Below are 17015 nucleotides of genomic sequence, written 5' to 3'. Positions count from 1 at the left end.
TGTGCCTATCACTATTGTTTAGTGAAAATGAACGCTAATCAAGCCTCTGATTTTATTTAATAAAAGAAGATGCGGTAATAGGCACCTTCTTTTTTGGTGATTCTAATAGACTTTACCATCCACAAGGACTTTTAAGCTCTCGTAGTTTGAAGAGAGAATTGTCGCTGCAGCACGATAGCCCGGTTTTAGAAAACCAAGATCGTCACACTGTATAGCCTGCGCGGGGTAGGTCGAAGCCATTTTGAGCGCCTCATTCTCACTGATGCCCCATTCAATGACGTTTGCCACCGATTCATCCATACCAATGTGCGCGCCCGCTAACGCACCTTGGCTATTGACTAATTTGCCGTCAATTACAGCGATAGTTTCGCCATCGAGTTCAAATTGATTGGTTTTACTGCCAACGGAGGCCATGGCATCTGTGACGATGAGTAGTTTGCCAGCCGGTTTTATTTTATGAGCCAGCAGTACACTTTGAGGATGAACGTGAATGCCATCAGCAATGATGGAGCACCATGCGTGATCACTTTTTAATGCTGCACCAACCGTACCGGGAGCGCGGCCTTCGAAAGGCGACATGGCATTAAACAGATGAGTAAAGCCAGAAACAAGCATGAGTTTATCGTCGGTGAGTTGTTCAATTTCAGCGTTCGAGTGGCCGCAAGATACGGTAAATTCTCGGTTATGCAGCCAATCCAGTGAGGCTTGGTCTAGATTCTCTATTGCTGCCGTAATGAGCAATTTTCCTTTAGAGGGCCAAGGAAACTGCTCTAGCTCGTCAATACTCGGTGAATAAAACAGGTTGGCATCATGTGCCCCTTTTTTTATCGGATTGAGCCAAGGCCCTTCGAGATGAAGACCAAGTACGCCTGCAACCTTATCGTCTAGCGCTTGCTGAGTAGCTTTGAGTGCGCGAGATATTTTCTCGGGTGTTGCACTGATCAAGGTTGGCAATAAATAAGCGGTCCCATGCTTTCGATGTGCAAGGCAGATTGTTTGCATAGCCGATGGGGTGGTTTGACTGTTAAGCATCACATCGCCACCGCCATTGACTTGGAGATCAATAAAGCCTGGACTGATTAACGCATCTTCATAATGTTGATGTCCAATCTCTGGATTTAAATCATCGATCGGGATGATGTTGATAATCTTATTGTCTTGCCAGATGAGGGCGCTATCGATGTGGTAGCGTTCGCCGTCAAAGATTCTTGGAGCGGAAATCGCCTTCAATGTCATAGTGATTCCTTAATTTGAAAAGCTGCGCCAAGCAGGCATGCGTCGTAGTCGCCTTTTGCAGGTAAGATTGAAACCTGAAAAACAGAAGGCTTATTGGCAATGTGTTTTCGGACTCGTTCAATATATCCAGCTGCGAGGCCAACCCCACCACCTAATACAATGACTTCCAAATCCAGTGAGGCTTTTAAGTTGCAACAAAGGGTCGCGATGGCATGAGCACTGGTTTCAATGATCTGATCAGCAACTGGTTCTTCTTTTGCGATGGAAAACAGTTCTATATTGGAAATTGGAGGGTTAAAAACGTCATCACTCGCTCGTTTAATGGCGGTTCCTGAAGCGATAACTTCAACACATCCACGTTGACCACAGCCACAGTTTGGACCATGCATATCAATGGAAGTGTGCCCAATATGACCCGCCAATCCCGCCGCGCCCTTGTGGAGCTGGCCGTTAATAATAATACCTCCGCCCACACCAGTAGAGACGGTAATAAAAGCCATGTTTCTTAATGGAGATTCGAGGTTTTTATATTCAAACCAAGCAGCGGCTTGCGCGTCGTTTAACATGGCGACGGGTTTGTGCGTTAGAGCCTCGAGCGCATCTGCAAGTGGGAAAGGAGTCGGAAAGGCCAGTGTATCAGGGTTAATCGCCGTGATTCCCTGCTCTGAAACCAACCCCGTTGTCGAGACACCCACTGCTGAAATATAGGGAATCCAAGTTTCACAATGGCTCAAGATTTGTTGAGCAAACTGCAATGCGCTCGTCGCTTTTGGTGTCGGGAACTGGCATCGCTCTGTGATTCTGCCATTTTCAACTAAGCCTAAGGCGACTTTGGTTCCACCGATATCGATGGCTAGTGTACACATTCCTTTGCTCCTGCTGCTTGAGTGGCTGAGTTAAACCAATTTGTGACCACTTCCATTCGGGTAATGGCTGAGCCAACGGTGACGGCTACAGCACCTGACTCAATGGCTTTTGCTGCTAGCTCTGGTGTGTTGTAGCGGCCTTCGGCCATTGTAAAGAATCCAGCTTCAGAAAACTGTTTGACCAGTTGCAAATCTGGTTCTGTTGGTTCTGTCTCGCCAACGTACCCTGATAGCGTTGAACCTATTATCTCAACACCATGAGCGTGAGCCCATACTCCATCAGCAAAGCAAGAGCTGTCAGCCATAGCAAAACACCCTGAGTTTTTAATGGTCTGCGCGATACGCTCTCGACTCTCTGGGCGAGGTCGGTCTGTTGCGTCAAATGCGATGATTGTGGCGCCAGCATTGGCAAGATCATCAACATCACTGGCAAATGGTGTGATGCGTACCGGACTGTCCTGTAAGTCACGTTTCACAATTCCAATAATTGGTACACTCACAACGGCGGAAACAGCGGTGACATTTTCAACACCTTCAATGCGTAAGGCCTTGGCTCCGGCTTGTTCTGCAGCGAGTGCCATCGCCACGATAAATTCGGTTTTTTCCAGTGGGCTGCCAACAACGGGCTGAATAGAAACAACGGTTTGACCAAGTAGTGATTTTTTTAACTCACTGATATTTAACTTTTTTCTTCTCACGATGGGCCTCATAACTTAAGCGTATATTGCGGAGTAATGGTGAAAATTGATTCATCACAATTCGTCTAATCAGTCTGCCAATTGATAACGGTGGCGAATTTTTGTCCGCGATCACATTTTGTAAAAAGTTGGTTTGAAAATAATCTTCACCGCAATAATAATCCATAACGAAGATTTTTTTCAAACAAAATAAAAGTTTTTTTTGAAATTGGTGAAACAAGGTAAAAATCGAATAAAAGGGAATAATATGAAAGCCATCAACAAAATTACTATCGCGATGCTGACGCTTGGGTGTGCACTTTCTGTACAGGCTGAAACGACACTGAAAATGGGGATGCAGGCGTCTGTCGGTTCTGTCGAGTACACGTCTGCCAAATTACTGGCTGATACGATTGAAGAAATGAGTAATGGTGAGCTGAAGTTAGCGCTGTACCCAAGTGCTCAGCTTGGTGATGACCGTGCGATGCTACAACAGCTAAGCCTTGGTGATCTTGATATTACTTATGCAGAGTTTGGCCGCATGGGGTTATGGATCCCGCGCGCTGAAGCTGTCACTCTGCCTTATGTCGCTCGTGACTACGAACATCTACGCCGTATGTTTGACTCTGAGTTTGGTCAAGGTATTCGCCAAGAAATGTTAACTAAGTTCAATTGGCGTGCTCTAGATACTTGGTATAACGGTACACGTGAAACCACTTCTAACCGTCCTCTCGCTAAGATTGAAGATTTCAAAGGTCTTAAGCTACGTGTTCCAAATGCAAAACCAAACTTGAATTACGCAAAACTTTCTGGCGCATCTCCAACACCAATGGCGTTCTCTGAAGTTTATCTAGCATTGCAAACAAACGCCGTTGATGGCCAAGAAAACCCGTTGCCAACTATTAAAACAATGAAGTTTTATGAAGTTCAGGCCAACTTAGCGATGACAAACCATATTGTGAATGACCAAATGGTGATTATCTCTGAGCCGACTTGGCAAAAACTCTCTGATGCTGAGAAAGATATCGTTAGTAAAGCGGTGGCTAAAGCGGGTGCGGCACATACAGCGTCAGTGAAAAAGCAAGAAGCAGAGCTTGTTTCGTTTTTTGAAAAAGAAGGGGTGAATGTCACTTATCCGGATCTTGCTCCGTTCCGAGAAGCTATGCAGCCATTGTACGCTGAGTTTGAAGAAAAAATCGGTGAACCTGTGGTTAAAAAGCTAGCAGCAATGTAGTGAGATGAGCCATTAGGCTGATTTCAATAATTCAGGCTGGCCAAGTTGGTCAGCCATGGAGCTTAAGATGTTAAGAAAGATCATTGATAATATTGAAGAGATCATCACCGTACCTTTGATGGCCGGGCTGCTTGTTGTGCTGACTTGGCAAATAGGAACGCGCTGGTTATTAAACGATCCTTCCCTTTGGAGTGAAGAGCTCGCTAGAGTTCTGTTTATGTATATGTCGTTGATTGGTTGTGCGATTGCGATTAAACGCGGTACACATGTCAACATTACTTTTTTCTCCGATAAATTGCCAGAGAAGGTCCGTCTTGGACTCGTACTCTCTTTAGAGCTTGCTGTTTTAGTTTCTATCTTTGCCATTATTTTCCTCGGCTATCAACATGTTCAACGCACCGCTTTTTTTGAACTCATTACCTTAGGTGTTTCGAGTAGTTGGATGAACTACAGCTTGCCGATTGGTGGCGTGTTCATGGTGTTTAGGCAGCTAGAAAAGATGTTTGGTCTATCCAAGCAATTGTTTAACTGTAGAGCTGGTGCGTCGGCATCGGGTTCTCAGACGGTATAGAGGTAGGGATTCTTTATGGCGGGTTCAATTTTTGGCTGGCTAGGGCTACTGTTTGCAGGTATGCCTGTCGGCTTTTCACTTATATTCGTTGCTTTGGTGTTTTTAGTTGTTACCAACAGTACCGGAATCAACTTTGCTGCTCAGCAGATGCTGGGTGGGATAGACAACTTTACTTTGTTAGCGGTTCCCTTTTTTGTTTTGACTGGTCACTTGATGAATAGTGCAGGCATAACAGAGAGAATTTTCAATTTTGCTAAATCTATGGTTGGTCATATCACGGGCAGTCTTGGCCACGTAAATATTATGGCGAGTTTACTTTTTTCTGGTATGTCTGGGTCAGCGTTAGCAGATGCTGGCGGCCTTGGCCAATTGGAAATCAAATCCATGCGTGATGCTAAGTATCACGACGATTTTGCCGGTGGCTTGACGGCAGCATCTTGTATTATAGGACCATTGGTTCCCCCTTCTGTTCCTTTGGTTATCTATGGTGTTGTTTCAAATACGTCCATCGGTGCTTTATTCTTAGCAGGTGCTATTCCAGGCTTGCTATGTTGCGCTGCACTCATGACGATGAGCTACTTTATTTGTAAGAAGCGTGGCTATATGACGTTGCCACGAGCCACTCGTGGTGAGCAGTTCAAATCGTTCAAAGAAGCCTTCTTGTCGTTGCTTACTCCGGTGATCATCATTGGCGGTATCTTCTCTGGCAAATTTACTCCGACAGAAGCGGCGGTTGTTTCATCTTTATACGCATTGTTCTTGGGTACTGTTGTTTATAAACAGTTAACGCTAAGTGGTTTTGTCGACATTCTTAAAGAGACGGTAAATACCACGGCTGTGGTTGCCCTGATGGTAATGGGTGTTACCGTGTTTGGTTGGATCGTTGCACGTGAGCAACTGCCTCAAATGCTAGCGGATTACTTCTTAACCATCAGTGAAAACCCACTAGTACTCTTGTTGCTGATTAACTTACTGCTGCTATTTTTGGGCACTTTTATTGAATCTTTGGCTCTGCTTCTACTATTGGTCCCGTTCTTAGTTCCTGTCGCGGCAGCGGTCGGCATTGACCCGGTTCACTTTGGTGTCATGGCTATTCTCAACTTAATGATTGGCATATTAACTCCGCCTATGGGCATGGCGCTCTATGTGGTCTCTCGCGTTGGTGATATTCCTTTCCATGTCTTAACCCGAGGCGTTATCCCATTGCTTGTGCCGTTGTTTATCGTGCTTGCTCTCGTTGCCGTGTTCCCACAATTTACGCTGTTGCTTCCTGAACTTTTCTTGGGCTATGGACAGTAGAAAAATTATTATAAAAGGTATTTAAAATGAAAAAGTTAACTGGTCTTATTGCTGCTCCGCACACACCGTTTGATGCAAACAATAAAGTGAATCTTGCGGTGATTGATGACATCGCGCAGCTTTTGATCTCTCAGGGTGTTAAAGGCGCTTATGTTTGTGGCACTACGGGTGAAGGTATTCACTGCTCTGCTGAAGAGCGTAAAGCGATTGCAGAGCGTTGGGTTAAGGCGGCGGATGGCAAGCTGGACTTAATTCTTCATACGGGCGCTTTAAGTATTGTTGATACCATCAATCTTACTGAACATGCAGAAACTCTAGACATTCTGGCGACGTCGGCAATTGGCCCTTGCTTCTTCAAGCCGGGAAGTGTGGATGACCTAGTCGAGTACTGTGCTCAAGTTGCTGCTGCTGCCCCTTCGAAAGGCTTTTATTACTACCATTCTGGAATGTCGGGCGTGAACCTAGATCTTGAACAGTTCCTAATTAAAGGTGAGCAACGTATCCCGAACCTTTCTGGGGCTAAGTTCAACAATGTAGATCTATATGAGTACCAACGTTGTATACGAGTCTCTGGCGGAAAGTTTGATATCCCATTTGGTGTAGATGAATTCTTACCTGCGGGTTTAGCTGTTGGTGCTGTTGGGGCAGTAGGCAGTACATACAACTACGCTGCACCGCTTTATTTAGAGATCATCGAAGCATTCAATCAAGGTAAACATGATGAGGTTGCTGCGTTGATGGATAAAGTCATCGCTATTATCCGAGTATTGGTGGAATACGGTGGTGTAGCAGCAGGTAAAGTTGCCATGCAGTTGCACGGTATTGACGCGGGTGATCCTCGTCAGCCGATACGTTCTTTAACCGCAAACCAGAAAGCCGATGTGTTGGCGAAGATGCGTGACGCGGATTTTATTAGTTAAAGCTAGCAGTAAGGGAGTTAATAACTCCCTTTAACTTAAGCTTTTTAAGAATAAATATTATAGATGGAGTGTCATTACTGACAGGTCTTTGATACTTTTACCTTAGCCATATAAACCTAAAGAGGCCGCAGTGAGTTCGCCTAAAAATCTATTGGTTCGATTACGTTCAAATATCGAGCCCCTGAGTAAAAAATTAAGATTGGTTGCCGATTACATCCTAGAGAATGCTCATGATGTGCAATTCCAAACCATTACGGATTTAGCTCGAAACACTCAGACAAGTGAAGCCACTGTCGTACGCTTATGTCGAGACATGGGTTACAAAGGCTATTCTGATTTTAGGATGGCACTAGCGGTTGATCTCAGCCAAACTGCAAGTCAAAACCAACCTAAAGTGGCGGGAGATATTTGTGATGTCTCTGCTCAAAGTGCAGTTGATAGCTTGCAAGATACCGCTAAATTGATTGACAGAAAATCCTTGGCACGAATTTGCGAGTTGGTCCATAACGCATCATTTATTGGTTGTGTTGGTGTGGGTGCTTCAAGCATTGTTGGTCGTTATTTGGCGTATCGTTTAGTACGGATTGGCAAGAAGGCGATCATGTATGAAGATACTCATTTAGCGGCTATGAGTGCAGGTCGCAGCTGCAAAGGGGATTTATGGTTCTCAGTATCAAGTTCGGGTTCGACAAAAGAAGTGATTCACGCGGCCTCACTTGCGCATAAGCGAGGGACGCCCGTCGTTTCATTAACTAACATTAGCCACAGCCCACTCACAGCAATTTCAACCGAATTGTTAGTAGCAGCGCGACCTGAAGGGCCATTAACTGGCGGAGCTTTCGCTTCCAAGGTTGGTGCCCTGTTGTTAGTCGATGCTTTGGTGAACTCGCTGTTGGATAGCTACCCAGAATACACTGAGTCAGTGATGGAAACTGCGGAAGTCGTGTTACCATTAATGAACAGCTAACTATCTAATTGATATAAAAATATTATAGAAGCTCGTCAATATGGCGGGCTTTTTATTGTCTACTTGGTGAAAATTATTTTTATTGTTAAGTTGATCAAAGAAATATTTTTTCATTGATCAATAATTAGTATGAAACTTAAACAATAATGATGGCAATTATGATCATCTACGCCGGCTTTATAGTCGTTGGTCGGTGACCGATAAGGAAATCAAAACAATGAAAATAAATAAAAACCTAATTCATACACCTTTGCTTGCTGTTTCTGTGGTGTTGAGTGCGAATGCTTTGGCTTCGAATACCTCTACAGTGGGTCAATGGCCCGACCTACCCGTAGGTGTGAAAAGTGGTATTGGTGCTCAAGTCGGTGACAAAATCTTCGTTGGCTTAGGTTCGGCTGGCAAAGCTTTTTATATGCTTGACCTGAAAGATCTTAAAAGTGGTTGGCAGGTAAAAGCTGATTTCGCGGGACCTGTACGTAGTGGAGCAACTGCTTCTGTTATTGGCGATGAAATCTATATATTTGGTGGCTCAGGAAAGGTGAAGCCATCAGATGCGTCGCCAATTCTATTTAATACTGTTTATCGTTATGACATCAGTGAAAATACGTGGACTCTTGCGAATACCAGTGCGCCTGTTGGTTTACTGGGTGCGGCTTCTTATTCGCCTGATGGCCAACAAGTGCTCTTTTTTGGGGGATACAACAAAGACTATTTTGATCGATACCTATCGGATGTGATGACAACGGATAAGAAATCACAGCCAGAAACGTGGCAAAAGATTGTTGATGATTACATGGGTATGAAGCCTCTCGACTACAAGTGGAACCGAAGTGTGTTGAGCTATCAGCCGACAACTGGAAAGTGGCGCGACTTAGGAGAATCACCTTATTTGCCAAATTGTGGTAGTGCGCTAGTTGCGGATGGGAAGAGAGCTATATTGATCAGCGGTGAGATTAAACCTGGGCTGCGAACAGCAGAAGTAAAGCAGTATCAATTTGGTGCTGAACAGCCCTGGCAAAGTCAACATGCCTTGCCTGCACCTAAACAATCTCTTGTCCAAGAAGGGGTTGCCGGCGCTTATGCTGGTGAAAGCAATGGTGTGTTGATCGTTGCAGGTGGTGCTAATTTCCATGGAGCAAAGGCCGCTTTTGAACGTGGCAATATGTTTGCACACAATGGTTTTGGCAAAGCGTTCAACCCCGAAATCTATGTACAAAAAGAAGGGTTATGGAAACAAGTGAATGATCTGCCCGAAGGATTGGCGTATGGCGCCTCTTTCTCTACGAATGATGGTGTGCTCATTGCTGGTGGAGAAAAGAGTGACCGCAGTGCGAGTAACAAAGTGTATTTACTCGCTTGGGATGGCAGCAAGGTTGGTATTGAAGATTAAAGAGGGTCTAAAGAATGTCGTTGCACTTTACGCCAATTGCAGAGTTGCCCATAGGGGTTAAAAACGGGGTAGGGGGATTGGTTGGTCGCCGCCTTTACGTTGGTTTAGGGAGCGCAGGGAAGCGCCTATTTTTTTATGATCTCAACCAGCCAGAGTTGGAATGGCAAGAAGCGGCACAGTTTCCTGGGGTTGCACGAAATGACGCAGTTTCAATCGCAACTCAAGATCGGCTCTATGTGTTTTCAGGTGCAGGTATTGTGAAAGGCGATGGTCACTTGAGTGTCTTAACTGACGGCTACTATTTTGATGCCCCAAGTAATCAATGGCATCAAGTGGGGACTTCATTGCCCATTGGGCTGCTTGGTGCGTCAGGGTTCGAACTATCTCCAGGAAAGTTGGTCTTTTTGGGTGGGTACTGCAAAGAGACGTTTGATACATTATTTGCTCAGCTATCTAAAATCGAAAATGTGAAAGAGCCGGATCGCCAACAGTCAATATTGACGGAGTTTATGTCTCGGCCCCCTAAAGCTTATGGTTGGAATTCTGGGATTTGGCAATTGAATGTTGAAACTGGTCGATGGAGATTATTATCCATCAATCCCTTTGCTGCGAATTGCGGTGCTGGACTCGTTAAACAAGGGAATACGATTACCTTGGTAGAAGGTGAAGTGAAGCCAGGGTTGAGAAGTTTGGAAACCAAGCAGTTTGTCTTCCCAACCGAGTCTCAAGTCGAGAGCTCAGCTCTTCCTGCAATTGTTGACGAATATCCCGATCATGAAGGGTTAGCGGGCGGTTATATTACTCGCAATCAAGGGCAGTTGTTTGCGGCAGGAGGCACCTATTTCATTGGTAGTCAAAATAACGCGAAGAAAGGGCAGTGGTATAGCCATAAAGGATTGACTAAACATTACAATGATAATGTTTGGCGATTCGATGGCAAACGTTGGCACCATGCAGGAAGGCTATCTACTGGGCTAGCTTATGGTGTCGCAATTTCAAATGGACAGAGTATCTATTTACTAGGAGGTGAAGATTCGACAGGAAACGCGCAACAAGCTTGTTATTTAATGGATTGGCAATAATCATCTTCCCCTATAGTTGGTTGGTGCAATCATGATGTGAAAAGGGAAGTGACGACTCACTTCCCTTTCTTTTTAAGCTTTAAATGTATTGAGCACCACTTGGTTTCTACCAAGCCCTTTGGCTTGATACAAGGCTTTATCTGCACGGCCAATGGTAATGTGTTGGCTGTCTTGAGCTGAAGTTATGCCAACACTCACCGTGTACTGAACTGAATACTCTTCATAGTCGACGGTTGCTTGTTCCACCATCTGTCTAAATAACTCGCATTGCTCATAAGCGTCGTTTTCATCATTAGCTTTAAACAATACACAGAACTCCTCACCGCCATATCGTGCAAGGCTCATGGCTCCTGGTTTAGGGAAACATGTTTTCATCAATTCTGCTGTATGTAAGATCACTTGGTCACCACATTCGTGCCCGCACGTGTCGTTGATTCGCTTGAAGTGGTCAATATCAAGTATGGCTAAGTAGACGCCATCTCTTCCTAGTTGAGAGTCGATTTTTTCACGTATAGTGAGTTTGTTGTCGAGATGCGTCATGACATCTTTGCTACGAAGCTTTTTATGCAGCAACAAGTTTGACAAGGCAACTTCTGAATAATCGCGAATCATTCTTAGAATACTGCGATAGGTTGGAAAATTGGCTTTCATATAAATCACAGCAATCAAACTATCTTTGTCAAACAAAGGAATCGTGTAGTGACGAGAATTGACGTGCAGTTTTTTAGCCAATGGATCGGCATAGCGCTTGCCGGTGTAGCTCAAAGAACTTGGTGAAAAGCGTGTTGCGAGCGCTTTGTCTTTTAAAATTATTTGGCTGTTGCCGTGGTAATCAATTGTCGTGAAATGGCCGTAATCGGCATCGTAAAAACAGAGTTGAATCCCTTTGTGATGGCAGAAACGATCTAAGATGGCACGTAGATTATGTTTAAAGTCCGCCAGTTCATCTTTGCTATTTAATTCCGCAAGAGACTTATTGAGCTGATAGGTGACGTAATTGAAGACCATTGCCAATAGTAATAAGGAAGCAATGACTATCGCCGTCAGAGAGAATTGGTATGTGCTAGCAAGGATATCTGAGCGGTCTGTTCCAGAAATAAAGACCCAATTGTATGGGTTGTCATTATCAAATACAGAGACTTTAAATTGCCCCTTGTAGTAGTACTCATGTTTACCAAAACGTAAGCCATTACTGATCTTTTCACTAATACCAGCATGGTAGCTGACAGATGGTGAGCCAATACGTTTTGGGTCGGGATGGAATACTAAGCGCCCTGTTGTGCTATCAACAACAAATACATAGCCATGTTCTAATGTTTTTAGGCCACGTAAGCGTTGGGTTGTGTACTTGAGATCAAATTCAATCCAGATTTCGTTTAAGTTTTCTTGGATGTATCGAACGGCAAACACCCATTGGTTTGGCAGTTTTTCGTAGATTGACGATACGCTGAACTGTGGGGCCATGCTATTGAGCGGACTCCAGATGATATCAAGACTCTGTTCAGCTCGAATAGGATTGAGCAACATTGAGCGATACTGATGAGTCTCATGGTTGACGGTGATGATATCGCTATATGCGGGAGAAAAGTCGAGAATTTTTTTTGCGGTATTGTCGAAATCTAGAAGTGAATGTGCATCATCTAAAAGGTATAGCTTACTGGTCGCGGCTTCCACTTGAGAGGAGATAAGGTCTGACGCGGTTTTTAGGTTAGCGAAAGATTGTTGATACGCTATTTTTTCTGATTTCTCGAGTTGCTGAAAAGCGGCGTATATCATGGCTATAGCCAATAGTATGATATACGGTCTCAGCGTTCGTATAAGTATTTTTGGTAACGCCATTATGTGCCAACTGATGTATATAAGGGGATATAGTAATTATGTCCGGTATACTAAACGCAATTGCAAAGCACATCAATGCATATTAATCCAGCGTATGAATCGGTTTTGTTTGAGAAATGAGCGACATGTCACCATGTCGCTTTAATTTGATTATATTTTTGCGTGGAAGATAGCAATTGAGGTTGGGGCAACCAACACTTGTTTGTGATCGATGGTCTGGTGCAACTCATGGGAGTCGGTATTACAAATCATGGTCCAATTTGTTTTGCTACTTGTCGGAAGCGTAAATCTCGCAGGGGCATTGGTTTGATTGATGCAGTAAAAAAGTTCTTCTCCCTGTTCACCTATGCCAAGGTGAAGCGCTACAGAGCTCAAGCGATTCCAATCATCGTGCTCCATATAGCTGCCATCGAGCCTGCGCCAGAAAATTCGGTTTTGATTGCGGTTCTCTCCACTGAAAGCGCGAATGAATGGAACCATATAGGTCTGTCTTGCGCTGATCATATCCGCTAGCCAAGTTTTGAAATCTTGTTTGCGAGAATCAATATGCCAATCTAGCCAACTTAGATTGTTGTCTTGGCAGTACGCGTTGTTATTCCCTTTTTGAGTGTGAGAGAGAACATCGGCTGTAAGAATATGTGGAATACCAAAGGCAAACAGCAGACTTGCCATAAAGTTACGCTTCTGCTTTTCGCGTTTTTCTACAATGGTTAGATTTTCTGTTTCACCTTCAAACCCATAGTTGTCAGAGCGATTATCGCCATGGCCATCTCGGTTGTGTTCACCGTTGGCCTCATTGTGTTTTTGCTTGTAGGAAACCAGATCCTGCATGCAGAAACCATCATGGTAGGTAATATAATTAATGGTTAGCTTATATGGCCAATTCGCTGCACTATATAGATCTCGCGATCCCATAATACGAGTAGCAAACTCTTTAAGGAAACCTTGGTCACCACGCCAGAAGCTGCGCGTAATATCACGTAGACGGTCGTTACACTCGTTCCAGCCAAATGGGAAGTTGCCGACTTGGTAGCCGTTAGGGCCAATATCCCAAGGTTCAGCAATGAGTTTAACTTCACGCAGTACAGGATCTTGAGCGACGGCTTTAAAGAAACCAGCCTCCGGGCTGAAGTTATCACCATTGCGGCCTAACGTTGCTGCCAAATCGAATCGGAAGCCATCGATCTTATATTCTGTGACCCAGTAACGTAAGGTATCCATCACTAGATTCAAACTAGGTTGGTAGGATAGGTCAACCGTATTTCCGCAGCCAGTATAGTTAGCGTAGTGCTCACCGTGTTTAATGTAGTAGCGTTTATCTAGGGTTTTCAAATTGAAAACAGGCCCATCACCACCACCCTCTGCAGTGTGGTTATACACTACATCCAAAATGACTTCGATGCCATTTCGGTGCAGTTCACGAATCGCGGTTTTCAGCTCGTTTACGGCGTCGGATTCAGCATAGCGCGGATCTGGCACCATGAAGAGGTATGGGTTGTATCCCCAGTAATTGACCTTCTCCATCTTCAGAAGATGAGGTTCGTGCATACAGGCTGCGACAGGTAACAGCTGCAGCGTGTTGATATTCTGTTCTTTATAGAAGGCCAACATCGCATCACTCACGAGCCCTAAATAGCGGCCTTGTGTTTCCGGAGCAACATTTGGGTTGAGTTTCGACACACCTTTGACGTGTGTTTCAAACAGAACCATCTCTTCTCTTGGTCTTTTAGGTTGTGTGACCCCCTGCCAATCAAAGTTATCATCCACAACGACACAGCGCGCAAGTTCAAAACTTTTTTCTGAGCTAAATGGCAATGTATAGGTGAGTGGTTTGGCAATGGCTTTGGCATAAGGGTCGGAAATGAGGTGAGACTTACCTTTAGATTCGACTATGTAGGCATAGTGAGTACCAGCACAAATATTGGGAATAAAGGTGAATTTAATTCCAGCGTATTCGCCATCAAGTGAATGAGTGGTGAATTCTCCGTTGTCATCAAATAAGGCTAACTGAATATTTTTTGCATCTGGTGCATAGATAGAAAAATTACATCCATCTTTATTTGGAGTCGCGCCTAAAGGGTATGGCTGAGAGCTCTGCATGGTCACTTCTTTTTAATATTGTGTTCTTTATCGCTTGTCGTTTAGTAAATAGTTTTGTTGAAGTTTGGTCAAGCGCCTTGGATAAAAATTGTATATGTAATTTTATTTCAAAATTATTTCAAATTTCAGTAAAAGAGTGAGCAGTTTCGCGTTTTGATCTGATGATTGTGACTAGTTCGTTGCCTACTCCTCCTAGAATGTGTGATTTAGTGCACTAATATATCATGCGGTTATTTTTCTCCTCCTTTCTCATCCCCCCAAAATTAATTTTATCTGGATGAAGTCGGTTTCCTACTCCCTATGTAATCTGTCAGCAGTTGAAACGAATGAGAGCAAGGCGTAAAGCCAAGTTCTATCTTACCTCTCTTTTTATTGCCTGTTCTGCCTTTCAGGAACTGTAAAAAGATAGATATAAGAATAAAAACCCTAAATGGAGTTAAAAATGAAAAAAGTAAGTGTAATCGCTGCTGCAGTGGCTTCTGCCCTTTTTGCTGGCTCAGTTGCGGCTGAGTCAGAAGTTGCTTTGGATGTAACGTCTGGTGATTCCGCAATGGAAGTGGAAGTAGCAAACCCAACAGAAGTTCTTTCTGATGGTTGGGAAGTCCATGGTTATGCATCTATGAATTTCCGTATGGTTGATGGTGAGTCGGTCGATACAGAATTTGGTAAACCAGATTACAAAACAGCCGGTACTCACGGTAAGAGTACTAACCAAGTTGAGTTTGTAATTAAGAAACACACAGAGCATGCCAACGGTGTGTGGTCTGACTTTGTTGTGCGCTCTGAATATGGTAACGGCAACTCATATGCTTATACGTCATCTGGTAGTCAAAAAGATAACACAACAGCTCAGTTTGAAGTAAAAGAAACGTTTGTTGAAATTGGTGGCTTGTCTTACCTAGGTGAAGATACTTCGATTTGGGGTGGTCAACGCTTTTTAAACCGTGCTGCGGGTCTGTTATCAGGTGAGTTCTGGAAGCAATCTTCAGGTGTAGGCGCTGGTCTACAAACTAAACTAGCAGGAAATACAGCAGGTATTGCTTATGTAACTGCAGATCCGGATGCTGGCGCTGCGGATTCTTACGCTCTTGATTGTAAGCAAGATGACGGTACGATTTCTAATGACCCTAACAAGTGTAAGGTTGTGAAGAATGGTGCGGATGAGCGCACTACGCTTTCGTCAATTGATCTATATTACTACGGCGTTGATGTTGGTTTTGGTAGTTTAGACTTCGATGCGAAGTACATGAAGCAGGCAAATAAAGATAGCGATTCTGACAGCGGTTTTGGTGCGGCTGTTACTCTAAACACTAGCTACTATGGTCTTGACGGCTGGACTCAAAATGCGATTGCTTACGGTAAGGGTGTTGCTCAAAACCGTGGCGTTAACTTTGGTGGTTGGTCAAACGGCAATGAAAATGCAGAATCTATCTTCATCACTTCTTACGGTGTATTAAATATTTCTGACAACTGGCAAATGGGTTCTGAATTCACTTATTTTGCTGCACTAGATGAACTATTCGGTGCAAAAGACCTGAAGCGTTACATCGCAGCCGTTCGCCCATCTTATAAAGTGAATGACAATCTACGCCTTGAAGCAACAGCATCGTTCGGTCATGAAGAAGCCGAAGAAGGTTACTGGGGTGGTCGTACAGGTGATGCTGTTGAAAGTGATATTATTAACTTAGAGCTTGCGGCAGCATTTACTGTAAATGCAGATTACTTCGGTCGCCCACAAATCAAACCTTACGTAAGCTACATTTCTGCGGATGATGAAGCGAGCGCTAGTCAAATCGGCATTAAAGATGGCAAAGCTGAAACAGTAATCGGTGTTCATACTGAAATCTGGTTCTAAATCAGCTATCGTACAAGGCAGCCAAGAGGCTGCCTTTTTGCGCTTATGCTTCCCATGTATTAATCACATTGAGATAAAATGATGAACAATAATAAATCTATCATTGCTTTAGTTTTGGGTATGGCGTTAACTGCTTGCGCATCTACGTCTCCTGTAGAAAAAACGACGATTCAACCAATTCCTTATTCGGAAGTGTGCTGCACCACTTATTCTGAGTTTCCCTGGATAAAACTATCGACGAATGAAGAGCTCGACTTTCAAATTGATGAGTCTTCTCCGATAGGACATTTTTCTGATGGTAACAGCTACTTCAATGCATTTAAGCTTTCTGAACGCTCTGGCCGAGTTCAAATTAAATTGAGCAGCATTATGAGCAATGGCTCTGTGTTTGCACCGAAATTGCTTACGCTTGATAGTAATTTCAATATTGTAAATCAAACAAGTGTTGAGAAATTTGATGTTAAAACAGCGGATGCGTTTACTCGGAGTCAGTACCAACTGAACTTTTTACTTGATGCCAAGAAAACACCGTATTTCATCATTTACACACCCGAGAGCTCACTTGGTAATTCTATCCAGATTGATCACCCTGCAAAAGTAAGAGCCAAGGAATTGGGTGAGGCAATGCCAATGGTGACGGATCCTCGCTACGTGTATGATCATTTTGGAAAGCTAGAGCTTGAGTTAAAAACACTCTCGTTGGCAAGCTACAAAGAACAAGTTTCTCCTAAGGCTGAGGTCGTTGATAAGAAACCCGCTATTCAAGTTCAGCCAGATACACAAAGTTACTACTTTACCGCGATTGAAACCGCCGTTGCTTCTGGTGATATTCCCAAAGCACTTAGTCTGCTAGATGAAGCGAAGGCGCTGAATATTAAGGGTGCTCAAGAAGTATTTGTTAAAGCGGTTAATGCTAAATAAAGTATCAAGAATTTATTAGCTGAAGATAGAAAAAGAGCGCCTGATTTTGGCGCTCTTT

The 17015-nt window shown here is 43.9% G+C and carries 14 protein-coding genes; 9 read left to right on the top strand and 5 right to left on the bottom strand.

From position 1 onward, the window contains the following. Window positions 1–102: 102 nt before the first annotated feature. Genes nagA through GVO60_RS01270 form a run of 3 tightly spaced genes read right to left on the bottom strand, consistent with a single transcriptional unit; the run spans window position 103 to window position 2812 of the window. Window positions 103–1236 (bottom strand): N-acetylglucosamine-6-phosphate deacetylase, encoded by a 1134-nt coding sequence (gene nagA / locus GVO60_RS01280; protein WP_159650772.1) that lies wholly within the window; start codon window positions 1234–1236, stop codon window positions 103–105. Further along, a complete protein-coding gene (locus GVO60_RS01275) occupies window positions 1233–2102 on the bottom strand; it encodes an N-acetylmannosamine kinase (RefSeq protein WP_159650770.1) in 870 nt (289 codons plus the stop codon). Before GVO60_RS01275 ends, nagA begins: the two co-directional genes overlap by 4 nt. After that, the gene (locus GVO60_RS01270; protein ID WP_159650768.1) at window positions 2090–2812 is read right to left on the bottom strand and encodes a putative N-acetylmannosamine-6-phosphate 2-epimerase; all 723 of its coding nucleotides are present in this window, start codon (window positions 2810–2812) and stop codon (window positions 2090–2092) included. The genes GVO60_RS01275 and GVO60_RS01270 overlap by 13 nt, the downstream gene beginning before the upstream one ends. 235 nt (window positions 2813–3047) lie before the next feature. Between GVO60_RS01270 and GVO60_RS01265 the strand changes: the two genes are divergently transcribed. The 7 genes from GVO60_RS01265 to GVO60_RS01235 all read left to right on the top strand — a co-directional run bounded on the left by GVO60_RS01265 (window position 3048) and on the right by GVO60_RS01235 (window position 10242). Further along, window positions 3048–4013 (top strand): sialic acid TRAP transporter substrate-binding protein SiaP, encoded by a 966-nt coding sequence (locus tag GVO60_RS01265; protein WP_159650766.1) that lies wholly within the window; start codon window positions 3048–3050, stop codon window positions 4011–4013. Between the two features lie 55 nt (window positions 4014–4068). Beyond that, entirely contained in the window at window positions 4069–4584 is a 516-nt protein-coding gene (locus GVO60_RS01260; protein WP_159650764.1) for a TRAP transporter small permease, read from the top strand. Window positions 4585–4599: 15 nt separating this feature from the next. Further along, entirely contained in the window at window positions 4600–5883 is a 1284-nt protein-coding gene (gene siaM, locus GVO60_RS01255) for a sialic acid TRAP transporter large permease SiaM (protein ID WP_159650762.1), read from the top strand. A gap of 26 nt (window positions 5884–5909) precedes the next feature. After that, window positions 5910–6803, top strand: coding sequence for a dihydrodipicolinate synthase family protein (locus tag GVO60_RS01250; protein ID WP_159650760.1), 894 nt, complete (start codon window positions 5910–5912; stop codon window positions 6801–6803). 130 nt (window positions 6804–6933) lie between these two features. After that, window positions 6934–7770: a MurR/RpiR family transcriptional regulator gene (locus GVO60_RS01245; RefSeq protein WP_159650758.1), complete on the top strand. Its 837-nt coding sequence runs from the start codon at window positions 6934–6936 to the stop codon at window positions 7768–7770. A 217-nt stretch (window positions 7771–7987) separates the two neighbouring features. Beyond that, complete coding sequence (locus GVO60_RS01240; protein ID WP_159650756.1) at window positions 7988–9160, top strand: N-acetylneuraminate epimerase; 1173 nt, start codon at window positions 7988–7990, stop codon at window positions 9158–9160. A 14-nt stretch (window positions 9161–9174) separates the two neighbouring features. Beyond that, entirely contained in the window at window positions 9175–10242 is a 1068-nt protein-coding gene (locus GVO60_RS01235) for a YjhT family mutarotase (RefSeq protein WP_159650754.1), read from the top strand. Between the two features lie 72 nt (window positions 10243–10314). Here the strand turns inward: GVO60_RS01235 and GVO60_RS01230 are convergent, their stop codons facing one another. Beyond that, window positions 10315–12018: a sensor domain-containing diguanylate cyclase gene (locus tag GVO60_RS01230; protein WP_225874883.1), complete on the bottom strand. Its 1704-nt coding sequence runs from the start codon at window positions 12016–12018 to the stop codon at window positions 10315–10317. A 213-nt stretch (window positions 12019–12231) separates the two neighbouring features. Continuing rightward, the gene (gene glgX, locus GVO60_RS01225; RefSeq protein WP_159650750.1) at window positions 12232–14181 is read right to left on the bottom strand and encodes a glycogen debranching protein GlgX; all 1950 of its coding nucleotides are present in this window, start codon (window positions 14179–14181) and stop codon (window positions 12232–12234) included. A gap of 442 nt (window positions 14182–14623) precedes the next feature. On the opposite strand from glgX, the gene GVO60_RS01220 reads away from it, so the two are divergent. Next, window positions 14624–16036 carry a carbohydrate porin gene (locus GVO60_RS01220; protein ID WP_159650749.1) on the top strand — a complete coding sequence of 471 codons (1413 nt, stop codon included), beginning with the start codon at window positions 14624–14626 and terminating at the stop codon, window positions 16034–16036. A gap of 81 nt (window positions 16037–16117) precedes the next feature. Then, window positions 16118–16957 carry a MalM family protein gene (locus GVO60_RS01215; protein WP_159651410.1) on the top strand — a complete coding sequence of 280 codons (840 nt, stop codon included), beginning with the start codon at window positions 16118–16120 and terminating at the stop codon, window positions 16955–16957. The last annotated feature ends 58 nt before the right edge of the window (window positions 16958–17015 follow it).

Source organism: Vibrio atypicus (genome assembly GCF_009811315.1).
GTDB classification, from domain to species: Bacteria; Pseudomonadota; Gammaproteobacteria; order Enterobacterales; family Vibrionaceae; genus Vibrio; species Vibrio atypicus.
Note: the sequence above shows the minus strand (reverse complement) of the source record. Positions and strands in the feature narration are given on the sequence as shown.

Excerpts from the sequence above, each read along its gene's own strand:
- glgX (WP_159650750.1), bottom strand. The coding sequence starts at position 14,181 with ATGCAGAGCTCTCAGCCATACCCTTTAGGCGCGACTCCAAATAAAGAT.
- GVO60_RS01230 (WP_225874883.1), bottom strand. The coding sequence starts at position 12,018 with ATGATATACGCCGCTTTTCAGCAACTCGAGAAATCAGAAAAAATAGCG.
- GVO60_RS01275 (WP_159650770.1), bottom strand. The coding sequence starts at position 2,102 with ATGTGTACACTAGCCATCGATATCGGTGGAACCAAAGTCGCCTTAGGC.
- GVO60_RS01215 (WP_159651410.1), top strand. The coding sequence starts at position 16,118 with ATGAACAATAATAAATCTATCATTGCTTTAGTTTTGGGTATGGCGTTA.
- nagA (WP_159650772.1), bottom strand. The coding sequence starts at position 1,236 with ATGACATTGAAGGCGATTTCCGCTCCAAGAATCTTTGACGGCGAACGC.
- GVO60_RS01260 (WP_159650764.1), top strand. The coding sequence starts at position 4,069 with ATGGAGCTTAAGATGTTAAGAAAGATCATTGATAATATTGAAGAGATC.
- GVO60_RS01220 (WP_159650749.1), top strand. The coding sequence starts at position 14,624 with ATGAAAAAAGTAAGTGTAATCGCTGCTGCAGTGGCTTCTGCCCTTTTT.
- GVO60_RS01250 (WP_159650760.1), top strand. The coding sequence starts at position 5,910 with ATGAAAAAGTTAACTGGTCTTATTGCTGCTCCGCACACACCGTTTGAT.
- GVO60_RS01240 (WP_159650756.1), top strand. The coding sequence starts at position 7,988 with ATGAAAATAAATAAAAACCTAATTCATACACCTTTGCTTGCTGTTTCT.
- GVO60_RS01270 (WP_159650768.1), bottom strand. The coding sequence starts at position 2,812 with ATGAGGCCCATCGTGAGAAGAAAAAAGTTAAATATCAGTGAGTTAAAA.
- siaM (WP_159650762.1), top strand. The coding sequence starts at position 4,600 with ATGGCGGGTTCAATTTTTGGCTGGCTAGGGCTACTGTTTGCAGGTATG.
- GVO60_RS01235 (WP_159650754.1), top strand. The coding sequence starts at position 9,175 with ATGTCGTTGCACTTTACGCCAATTGCAGAGTTGCCCATAGGGGTTAAA.
- GVO60_RS01265 (WP_159650766.1), top strand. The coding sequence starts at position 3,048 with ATGAAAGCCATCAACAAAATTACTATCGCGATGCTGACGCTTGGGTGT.